The organism is Nonomuraea sp. NPDC023979, assembly GCF_040639085.1.
GTDB lineage: Bacteria > Actinomycetota > Actinomycetes > Streptosporangiales > Streptosporangiaceae > Nonomuraea > Nonomuraea ceibae.
The window spans coordinates 158,940-169,069 of the sequence record NZ_JBEZZG010000019.1; the positions used below are offsets into that span (position 1 = coordinate 158,940).

The 10,130-nt window shown below is 72.1% G+C and carries 8 protein-coding genes and 1 pseudogene; 7 read left to right on the forward strand and 2 right to left on the reverse strand.

Features of this window, described 5'->3' with window-relative positions; translation table 11 throughout:
* Positions 1–3 precede the first annotated feature (3 nt).
* The 7 genes from AB0G11_RS29595 to AB0G11_RS29625 all read left to right on the forward strand — a co-directional run bounded on the left by AB0G11_RS29595 (position 4) and on the right by AB0G11_RS29625 (position 8,504).
* Positions 4–1,236 carry a PP2C family protein-serine/threonine phosphatase gene (locus AB0G11_RS29595; RefSeq protein ID WP_308126024.1) on the forward strand — a complete coding sequence of 411 codons (1,233 nt, stop codon included), beginning with the start codon at positions 4–6 and terminating at the stop codon, positions 1,234–1,236.
* Positions 1,233–2,135, forward strand: coding sequence for an FRG domain-containing protein (locus AB0G11_RS29600; protein WP_357589876.1), 903 nt, complete (start codon positions 1,233–1,235; stop codon positions 2,133–2,135). The genes AB0G11_RS29595 and AB0G11_RS29600 overlap by 4 nt, the downstream gene beginning before the upstream one ends.
* A gap of 26 nt (positions 2,136–2,161) precedes the next feature.
* A complete protein-coding gene (locus AB0G11_RS29605) occupies positions 2,162–3,328 on the forward strand; it encodes a glutamate--cysteine ligase (RefSeq protein ID WP_246646183.1) in 1,167 nt (388 codons plus the stop codon).
* Position 3,329: 1 nt separating this feature from the next.
* Positions 3,330–5,105, forward strand: coding sequence for an N-acetylglutaminylglutamine amidotransferase (locus AB0G11_RS29610; RefSeq protein WP_357589878.1), 1,776 nt, complete (start codon positions 3,330–3,332; stop codon positions 5,103–5,105).
* Positions 5,102–7,081, forward strand: coding sequence for an alpha/beta fold hydrolase (locus tag AB0G11_RS29615; RefSeq protein ID WP_357589880.1), 1,980 nt, complete (start codon positions 5,102–5,104; stop codon positions 7,079–7,081). Before AB0G11_RS29610 ends, AB0G11_RS29615 begins: the two co-directional genes overlap by 4 nt.
* 189 nt (positions 7,082–7,270) lie before the next feature.
* Positions 7,271–7,555, forward strand: coding sequence for a hypothetical protein (locus AB0G11_RS29620; RefSeq protein WP_357589882.1), 285 nt, complete (start codon positions 7,271–7,273; stop codon positions 7,553–7,555).
* A gap of 481 nt (positions 7,556–8,036) precedes the next feature.
* Positions 8,037–8,504, forward strand: a complete 468-nt coding sequence (locus AB0G11_RS29625; RefSeq protein WP_219510511.1) for a hypothetical protein — start codon at positions 8,037–8,039, stop codon at positions 8,502–8,504.
* Positions 8,505–8,588: 84 nt separating this feature from the next.
* Here AB0G11_RS29625 and AB0G11_RS29630 read toward each other — a convergent pair.
* Together AB0G11_RS29630 and AB0G11_RS29635 are read right to left on the reverse strand one after the other, a co-directional pair.
* Positions 8,589–8,687, reverse strand: a pseudogene (locus AB0G11_RS29630) (IS5/IS1182 family transposase); the annotation flags it as partial.
* 440 nt (positions 8,688–9,127) lie between these two features.
* Positions 9,128–9,700, reverse strand: coding sequence for a tyrosine-type recombinase/integrase (locus AB0G11_RS29635; RefSeq protein WP_357589884.1), 573 nt, complete (start codon positions 9,698–9,700; stop codon positions 9,128–9,130).
* Between the last annotated feature and the right edge of the window lie 430 nt (positions 9,701–10,130).

The following is a 10,130-nucleotide window of genomic DNA, read 5'->3' on the forward strand; positions in this document are numbered from 1 at the left end:
TTTGTGAACAGCCCTTGCGGGGACATGCTCGCCGGTCTGCTGGAGGCCGGGCAGGAGGCGACGCTGGAGCACCTGCCCGGCCTGGTGGACCGGTACGCCCGCCGGGCCGGCATCCGGCAGTGCCTGATCTACCTGGCCGACCTCCAGCAGAACACGCTGCGGCTGCTCGCCGAGAACGGCGGCGTGGCCGGTCCGGGCCCTGATGACAAGCCCCCCGCCGAGCTGCGCATCGACGCCACCTACGGCGGGCGGGCCTTCCAGGAGGTCCGCATCCTGCGCAAGCCCGGCGAGGGGGGCCTCGACTGCTGGTGGGTGCCGCTGCTGAACGGCGCCGAGCGGCTGGGCGTGCTGCGCGTCCTGCTGGGCGGCGGCCGGCCGGTCGAGGAGGCCGACGTGCGGGCGCTGTCGGCGATGGTCGCGCTGCTCGTGGTCAGCAAACGCTCCTACAGCGACTGCTACCCCAGGCTGGTGCGCTCACGGCCGATGAACGTGGCCGCCGAGATGCTGTGGCACCTGATGCCGCCGCTGACGTTCGCCAACGCCGAAGTGACGGTCGCCGGGGTGCTCGAGCCCGCCTACGAGATCGGCGGCGACGCCTTCGACTACGCCGTGGCCGACGACGTCGTGCACCTGGCCATCTTCGACGCCATGGGCCACGACGTGGCCGCCGGGCTGGCCGCGAACCTGGCACTGGCCACCTGCCGCAACCTGCGCCGCCACGGCGCCGACCTGGCCGGCAACGGCGAGGGCATCGAGAACCTGCTGCTGCGCGAGTTCGGGGAGGCCGCCCGGTTCGTCACCGCGATCATGGCCGACTTCGACCTGCGCACCGGCATGCTCACCTGGGTCAACCGCGGCCACCACCCGCCCGTGCTCATCCGGGGCGGACGCTGGGTGACGGCGCTGGAGTGCCCGCCCACGCCGCCGCTCGGCCTGGGCCTCGGCCTGCCCGTCACCGTCTGCCGCGAACAGCTCGAACCCGGCGACCGGCTGCTCCTGTACACCGACGGCATCGTCGAGGCGGGCAGCAACCAGGGCGAGGAGTTCGGCGTGGCCCGGTTCGTGGACTTCATCCTGCGGCACTGCGCGGCCCGCCTGCCGGTGCCCGAGACGCTGCGCCGCCTCATCAAGGACGTGCTGGACCACCATGACGGCCAGTTGCAGGACGACGCGACCGTGCTGCTCACCGAGTGGCACGGCCGGGTGGGCACCTGCCCGGTCAAGGGCGAGCCGTGAACGGGCCCCGCATGGCCGGGGCGGAGGAGGGCAGCGGGGCGGGAATGAAGACCGATGTGGTGTCGTCCTGGCGGGAGCTCGACGACGCGATCGCCGAGGCCAGCAGGCCGCGTGACACCGGGCACGCGCATTCCTCCATGGTCTTCCGCGGCCTGGCCCGCGCCTCGTACACGCACGTGTCGAGCCTGTCGCGGCTGCGCGGCGACTACGCCGCGCTGGAACCGCACCTGGTGCGCAACTTCCGCAAGTACGCCCACCGGCGGCGGCCCGGCCCGGCCGTGTGGGACTGGCTGGCGCTCGGCCAGCACCACGGGCTGCCCACCCGGCTGCTCGACTGGACGTTCTCGCCGCTGGTCGCGCTGCACTTCGCCACCGCGTCCTGGCCGCGGGACGACGCCGTCCTGCTCGGCGTCGACTGCCACGGCGCGCACCGGCTGCTGCCCGAGCCGCTGCGCGCCGAGCTCGACCGGGAGGGCGCGCTGCTGTTCACCACCGAGATGCTGGCCACCGTCGCGGGCGACCTGCCGAGCTTCGACCGGCTGTCCGGCGAGCCGTTCGTCGCCTTCTTCGAGCCGCCGTCGCTGGACGAACGCGTGGTCAACCAGTCGTCGGTGCTGTCGGTGACGTCCCGGCCCGAGTTCCAGGTGCAGGAGTGGCTGGAGGACCATCCCGAGCTGTGGCGGGCCTGGACGCTCCCGCCCGCGGTCAAGGCGGAGGTCCGCGAACGGCTCGACCAGGCCGGCGTCACCGAACGCGTGCTGCTGCCCGGCCTGGACGGGCTCGCCGCCTGGCTGCGCCGCTACTACACCCCCGGCACCGCCGAGGACGACACGCAGGGCGGCGCCTCCATGTCCGGCGCGGACGCCGACCGGCAGGAAGAGGGCCGGATGGGCGGCTGACGTGCGAAGGCCCGATTTCTGGATAGATGACCCGTCAAACGTTCGAGCGTGGGGGAGTGGTGGCCATGGCGGAGTCGCGGATCGCGGTCGGGGTCGAGGAGGAGTTCCACATCGTCGACACGCGCACGCGGCAACTCGTCTCCCGCTCCGTGCTCCTGCTCGACATGCTGCCCGACGACCGCTTCACCGAGGAGTTGCAACGCTCCACCGTGGAGGCCAACAGCCGGCCCTGCCACGCCCTGGAGGACCTGGCCCGCGACCTCGGCGCGATGCGCCGCACCGCCATCGCCGCCGCCGAGGAGGTCGGCCTCGGCATCGTCGCCGCCGGGAGCGTGCCGCTGGCCGACCTGGACCAGATGAAGATCTCGCCCGAGGCCCGCTACGAGCGCATGCTCGACGACTACCAGGTCCTCACCCGCGAGCAGCTCATCTGCGGCACCCAGGTGCACGCCGAGCTCGCCGACCGCGACCTCGCGATCGCCGTCGCGCACCGGCTCGCGCCCTGGCTGCCGCCGCTGCTCGCGCTCAGCGCCAGCTCCCCGTACTGGCTCGGCGCCGACACCGGCTACGCCAGCTACCGCACGCTCGTGTGGGAACGCTGGCCCACCACCGGGCCGATGGCCCGCTTCGGCTCGGCCGCCGAATACGAGGAGATGCTCGCCGAGCTGATCCGGTCCGGCGTGATCAGCGACGCCGGCATGATCTACTACGACATCCGCCCGTCCGCCCACGTGCCCACCGTCGAGCTGCGCATCTGCGACTCCTGCCCGCGCATCGACGACATCGTGCTGATCGCCGGCCTGTTCCGGGCCCTGGTCGCCAGGGAGCTGGCCGAGATCGGCGACGACCCCGACCGTGAGGTGCCGCTGGACCCGGTACGCGCCGCGCGCTGGCAGGCCGCCCGCTCCGGCCTCGAGGGCGAGCTCGTCGACCCCGTCGAAGGCGTGCCCGCCCCGGCCGCCGACGTGGTCACCCGCCTGGTCGCCGCGCTGCGCCCGCACCTGGAGGCGGCCGGCGACTGGGAACTCGTCTCCGCCCTGGCCGCCGACGCCCTCGGCCGGGGCGGCTCGGCCCAGCGCCAGCGGCGCGCCTTCGCCCGCCGCGGCTCCCACGCCGACGTCGTCGACCTGCTGCTGGAGGAGACCAGACCCGGAGGCTGGACCACCGGCCGCGGCTACCCGTCGGCGGCCTGAGGTGTGCGGGCTGAGCGGCGAGATCCGCTTCGACGGGCACAAGGCCGACCTCGGCGCCGTCGGCCGCATGACCGAGGCCATGCACGAGCGCGGCCCCGACGGCTCCGGCCTGTGGTCACGCGGCCCGATCGCGCTCGGGCACCGCCGCCTGAAGATCATCGACCTGTCCGAGAAGGCCGCCCAGCCCATGGTCGACGCCGAACTCGGCCTGGCGGCGGTCTTCAACGGCTGCCTCTACAACTACCGCGAACTGCGCGACGAACTGCGCCGCGCCGGCTACCGGTTCTTCTCCGGCTCCGACACCGAGGTTCTGGTCAAGGCCTACCACCGGTGGGGGCCCGCGTGCGTGGACCGCTTCGCCGGCATGTTCGCCTTCGCCGTCGCCGAGCGCGCCGGCGGCCGGCTCACGCTGGCCCGCGACCGGCTCGGCGTCAAACCGCTCTACCTCGCCGCCGACGGCCGCCGCCTGCGCTTCGCCTCCACGCTGCCCGCCCTGCTCGCCACCGGCGGCGTCGACACCGCCATCGACCGGGCCGCGCTGCACCACTACATGACCTTCCACTCGCTGGTGCCCGGCGAGCGCACCATCCTGGCCGGGGTCCGCAAGCTCCCGGCGGCCACCGTACGCACCTACGAGGCCGACGGGACCGTCACCGAACGGCGCTACTGGGAGCCCGACCACACGCCGGCCGACCGGCCCCCGCACGCCGGGGAGTGGCGCGAGGCCGTCCTGGAGTCGCTGCGCACCGCCGTGCGGCGGCGGATGGTCGCCGACGTGCCCGTGGGCGTGCTGCTGTCCGGCGGGCTGGACTCCAGCCTCATCGTCGCCCTGCTCGCCGAGGAGGGACAGTCCGGGCTGGCCACGTTCAGCATCGGCTTCGAGTCCGCCGCAGGCGAGAGCGGCGACGAGTTCGCCTACTCCGACCTGGTGGCGCAGCGGTTCGGCACCGACCACCACCGCATCCGCGTGCCCGGCTCCGCGCTGCTGTCCGGGATCGAACGGGCGGTTGCGGCGATGAGCGAGCCCATGGTCAGCCACGACTGCGTCGCCTTCCACCTGCTGTCCGGCGAGGTGTCCCGGCACGTCAAGGTCGTGCAGTCCGGGCAGGGCGCCGACGAGGTGTTCGCCGGCTACGACTGGTTCCCGCCGCTGGCCGGGGTGCCCCGCGAACAGGCGGCGGACACGTACCTGGCCGCCTTCAGGGACCGCCCGCACGACGAGCTGGCGCGCGTCCTCGCGCCCGAGCACCTCGTCGAGCGCGACGTCAGCGGCGAGTTCGTCCGCCGCCACCTGGACCGGCCCGGCGCGGCGACCGCGCTCGACGCGGTGCTGCGCCTGGAGACCACCGCGATGCTCGCCGACGACCCCGTCAAACGCGTCGACAACATGACGATGGCGCACGGGCTGGAGGCGCGCACGCCCTTCCTCGACCACGAACTCGTCGAACTCGCCGCCGCCTGCCCCGCCGGGCTCAAACTCGCCGGCGGCGGCAAGGGCGTGCTCAAGGACGCCGCCCGCAAGCTGCTGCCCGCCGAGGTCGTGGACCGGCCCAAGGGCTACTTCCCGGTGCCCGCCGTCCGCCACCCCGACGGGCCGCTCCTCGACCTGCTGCGCGACGCGCTGACCAGCCAGGCGGCGCGCTCACGCGGGCTGTTCCGGCGCGAGTACGTCGACGGGCTGCTCGCCGACCCCGGCCGCGACCGGGCCGCCACCGGCGTCAACACGCTGTGGCAGGTCGGGCTGCTGGAACTATGGCTGCAAGCGCACGGCATGTGACCCACCTCCCGTGGTCCTGCTGGGCGCCCGCCCCGGCCCCGGACCGCTCGGCGGTCGTCTACGGCAGCGACCGCGACGGCACGCCGCGCGCCTGGATCCGGCCCGCGCGCGGCGAGCCCCGGCCCGTCCCCACCGGCCCCCACCCCATCGTCGACGTGCACTGGGCGCCGACCGGGGCGCGGCTGGCCGTCCTGCTCGCCCCCGGCGGCGGCGAGCACACCGAGGTCTGGACCGTACGGCCGGACGGCGGCGACCTGCGGCCCCTCGCCGCGCCCCCGGGAGGGTCTGCGGTGTTCATCCGATGGACCGAACGCGGCGAGGACCTGCTGGTCGCCGAGACCCACGCCGGCGGGCGCACCGACGCGGTCATCGTCGACGCCGCCACCGGCGGACGCCAGATCGTCGCCTCCGGCCCGCTGCTGCGGCCCGCCGCCGTCAGCCGCGACCACGCCACCGTCCTGCTGCGGCACGGGCCCCGCGGGGCGCGCCGCATGTCGGTGCGGCACGCGGGGGGTGGTGAGCACGAACTGCTCGCGGGGCTGCCGGGGACGACCGACTACGGCATCCTCGCCCCGGACGGGCACACGGCCTACCTGCTCACCGACGCCGGCCGCGACCGCACCGCCCTGGTGGCCGTCCACGGCGACGGCCTGTGGCAGGCATCCGACGAGGGCCCCTGGCAGGGCACCCTCGGCGGCCCCGATGGCGGCCCAGGTGGCGGCCCAGGTGGCGGCCCAGGTGGCGGCTCTGGCGGTGGCCTCTGGGCGGGCTCGGGCGGGGGCCTCCGGCACGGCTCCGGCGGCGCTCTCCTGCGTGGTTCGGATGGCGGTCTTTGGCAGGGTTCGGGCGGGGGGATCCGGCGGGGGCTGGGGGAGCCGGAGGTGCTGGCGGAGCGGGCGGACGCGGAGCTGGACCAGTTCGCGCTCAGCGCCGACGGCCGGCACGCCGTCCTGGTGTGGAACGAGCACGGCCGCTCCCGCCTGGAGCTCCTCGACCCGCGCACCGGGCTCACCGTCCCGCTGCCCGGGCTGCCCGCCGACGTCGTCACCTCCGTCCGCGTCTCTCTGGACGGCGGCGTGGCCGTGCTCGCCGCCGAAGGCCCCGCCCAGCCGTCCCAGGTGTACGCGTGCGACCTGCAGACCGGCGCGTACGAGCACGTCGCGGGCGCCGGACGCCTGCCGGAAGCGGTCGAGGCCGAGCCGGTGCGCTTCCCGGCCCGCGACGGCCTCGGCCTGGCCGCCTGGCTGTATCGCCCCGCACGGGCCCGGGGCGCCGCGCCGTACGTCGTCCACCTGCACGGCGGCCCCGAGGACCAGGAACGGCCCACGTACAACCCGCTCTACCAGCATCTTCTCGCTCACGGCATCGGCGTGTTCGCGCCGAACGTGCGCGGCTCCGGCGGCTACGGGCGCGCCTTCCGTGAGGCCGACGACCGCGAGCGCCGCTTCCGCGCCGTCGACGACGTGGCCGACTGCGTCGCCGAGCTCGTCCGGCTGGGCGCCGCCGACCCGTCCCGGATCGCCTGCATGGGCTGGTCGTACGGCGGTTATCTCACGCTCGCCGCCCTGGTGGCCCATCCCGCGCTGTTCCGGGCCGGGGTCGAGGTGTGCGGCATGGCCGACTTCGCCACCTTCTACGAACGCACCGACCCGTGGGTCGCGGCGGCGGCCGTCCGCGAGTACGGCCATCCCGAGACCGACCGGGACCTGCTGCGCGCCCTGTCGCCGCTGCGCGCCTTCGACCGGCTGCGCGCCCCGCTCCTGGTCGTGCACGGCCGCCACGACACCAACGTCCCCTTCCACCAGGCCGAACAGGTGCTGGCCGCCGCCGCGGCGCTCGGCCTGCCCTGTGACAGCCTGCTGTTCGACGACGAGGGGCATCACATCCGGCAGGTCGCCAACCGGGTCGCGTTCATCAGCAAGGTCACCGGCTGGCTCGAACACCAGCTCCTCGGCTCCTTCGCGGACCGCGCCTGACCGCGACCCTCCCTTGCGGTGACTCGTGACACCCCTTCACCTCCGGGAGGACCCATGCGCACCTTCACCATCGACTTCCAGGCCGCCCCCGACGACCTGCGCCGCCGATTGCGCGACACCCGCTGCCCCGACGCTGTCACCTCTCACGAGTGGTAGGCCGGGCCGCCGCCCTCGTCCATGCGCAGGCTGGTGACGTACTGGCTCGACGGCTACGACTGGCGCGCTTCCGGCTCCCCTCGCACGAACGCCTGCTGGTCCACCCCACCCCACCGCGGCATGTCCGTCCGGGTACTGACCGCTGATGACGTCATCGGTCTGCACCGGATGCGGCGCGCCATCAGGCACGTACCGTCCCATGCCGCCGATGCGCTGGACGGTCTCCGCAATGCGATCAACGAGGCCGGGAGCGTCGTCGGCCACTGCATCCGAATCCGGGAATCATGTCGGGCCTGCCTTTCGCCGGGGCGAACCTGATCTCCCCCTTACCGAAAAGCCCGGCGGACGTGCCGACTCGAGCGCCTGTCTTTGCACCCGCTGAGATTGTGAGCGGAGCGAAAACGAGTTTCTCCAGATAGACGGACATGATGATCCTGGTGTGCGGCCAAGGGTTCTCTTGGTAGACGTCACCAGGAGCGAGTCCGGCGGCCACGTCGGAGCCGTTGATCCAACCATGACGACCACAGAGAACGCATGGCCGGGAGCATTGGTGCCGCAGAGGCAATCCTTCGTCGGCCCCATGGCAGCGGAGCACTCCTTCCCAGCTCCTGTCGATCCCACCAGGCCGGGTCGGCCGTCGAGCTGGACCGACCAGCACAGGGAGCCGGCCCCGTTGGGAGTTCCCGGAAGACCCGTGTCAATGGCCCCAGAACAACCGCGGTGCAATCCCCCCAGCGGGGGAGCCACCTGGCTCCCAGGCGTGAGGCGCGTCCCCCGTGGCACCGCCATGATCGAGGGCATGAGATCAACGTGGTTCGGAATCGCCGCTCTGACCCCGTACATCGCCATGAAGACCTACTGGGCCTTCGGCGGGAACGCCGGCCGACCGGCCGGCGACCTGGGGGCGGAGATGCTGGCCAACGGCGCGCCCGAGGCCCTGGTCTGGCTGGAACGCCACGGGATCGACTTCACCGCTCTGGGCGCCCTCGGGGGCGTGCTCTTCCTGGTCGCGCTGGCCCGCCCGTGGGGCGAACGGCTGCCGCGCCGGCTGCTGCTGGTCCCGGGATGGGCAGGAGCCTTGATCCTCACCCCCTACGGCACCGCCACCTTGATCGCCTCGGCCGTGGGCTTCAGGGCCGTCGAGGAAGGCTGGTCGCCCTGGGTCGGTTACGTGGGCGGACTGGCCTTCGCGGGCCTCGGATTGGCCCTCGCATTGGGCACCCGCTCCTATCAGCGCCGTACCCGCCCCGCTCCTGTTCTGGCATAAGTCCATCCAGCAGCACTTTCCATGGCCGCTCACCTGGAGACCCGCTGCTGCATCGGGAGCGATCTCTAAGAGCGCCTAACGCACTCAAGTGAGGCACCGCCAGCAGATGAGCGCGCAGGCCAGCTTGAGGAAGGCCTCGTGGATGGCGGCACTCACCTTTCAGCGGATACGCAGGCGGCGGAAGCGTGCAACAGGGGCGCTGATCGCTGAGGCGCGCCTCCACCAGCCCGACACCACCTCATCCGCACCCGATTAGGACAGTAGACACGGATGGCTCGCCTTCGACAGCTTTATGCGGAGTGTAGAGGACTGCGGACAGGAACGCTGTCCCACTTCGGAAAACGACATGGAGGTAGTCGTCGTCGCGCACCACAGAAGTGTTTCAGGCGGCTATATGTTTGCACTGACCTATGAAACAGCGTTCGCCTTCTACGCGTCCGGCTGTAAGTGGTGTTTCATAGGTGTTCGCTCTTGAATCACCTCACCGACCCGCCCGACCGGGTGTGGCATTTTACGGGTGTGATGCTGGGTGAGCATCGCGAGTATGTGACAGCCCGACGGTCCGCACTCTCGGGCCGAGATGGAGAAGATCTTCTTCCTCGACAACGAGGACATGGCCCTGATCATGGGGCATCGCGGCCGGCGCATCCGGTGCGGCTGGAGGTGCCGAACGAGGTCCTGGACGTTGTCGCCGGCCAGTTGGGGGTCGGCGAACGCTGCGAGCGAGCCTGGGTTCGCGACCACGCCGGCCGCGAACCCAGGCGAGGATCGGTCGGCAGTGGCGCCACTGGTGCGTAGCGTGCGGTCATCAGGTGAGAGTCGTGGTCCAGGAGCCGGCGAACGACCTCTTGGGGCACGTCTCGGTTGATCAACATGGTGCCGAAAGTGTGGCGCCACTGGTGCGGGGTGAGGTGAACAGGCCGGCCGTACTCGTCTTGGATGTCACAGCGTTCCAGCGAGCGATGCAGCGCCCTGCGGTAGGTAGTGCTGAGTGTCGGACGGATGCCCTCGAGGCTGTCATGGGAGCCTTGCTCTCGACGCAAGTTCGGGCGATCCCGGTCGGGGATTCCCCCGGTCCGCGAACCTGTCGTCAAATAGTTCCGGTCCAGCGGGCCGGGACGTCTTCGCCCCCGACGCGGTGCCAAGGTGGATGTTCTCCCGCGAGACGCCAGCATGTCCAAAGCCCGATATGGCATAGTTGCGCCCCTAATGACGATCTCGATAGCGGGGATCGGCGTGGGGGCATCGTGTGGAACTTGTCCATCAGGGCCAGGCCGGGCAGCAGCCGGTCGCGCCGCCCGACGGGCGCGTTCAGATCGCAGGCGGTCACCATGGCGCGCAGCGCGTCGATGGTGATGGGTGGTGCCTCGCGCTGGCCGCGGTCGCCCGATTCGGCGCGCCGGCGTTTGTGGGCGCGTAGCGCCGGACGGGCCGGCTCGGTGGCCGGCGCGGGTGGGTCTCACGTGCGGTCCGGGTGACGGTTCACTGAGCCATTTCCATCCTGAAGCGCCAGGTCACAAGCATGTTGCAAGCTCTCGATCTTGACCTACAAGCAGAGAAGCCCCTGGTAGATGCGTTGTCGACCAAGAGCAACAGCATCCCCAGGAGCTTCGTGTGCTGTTCTAT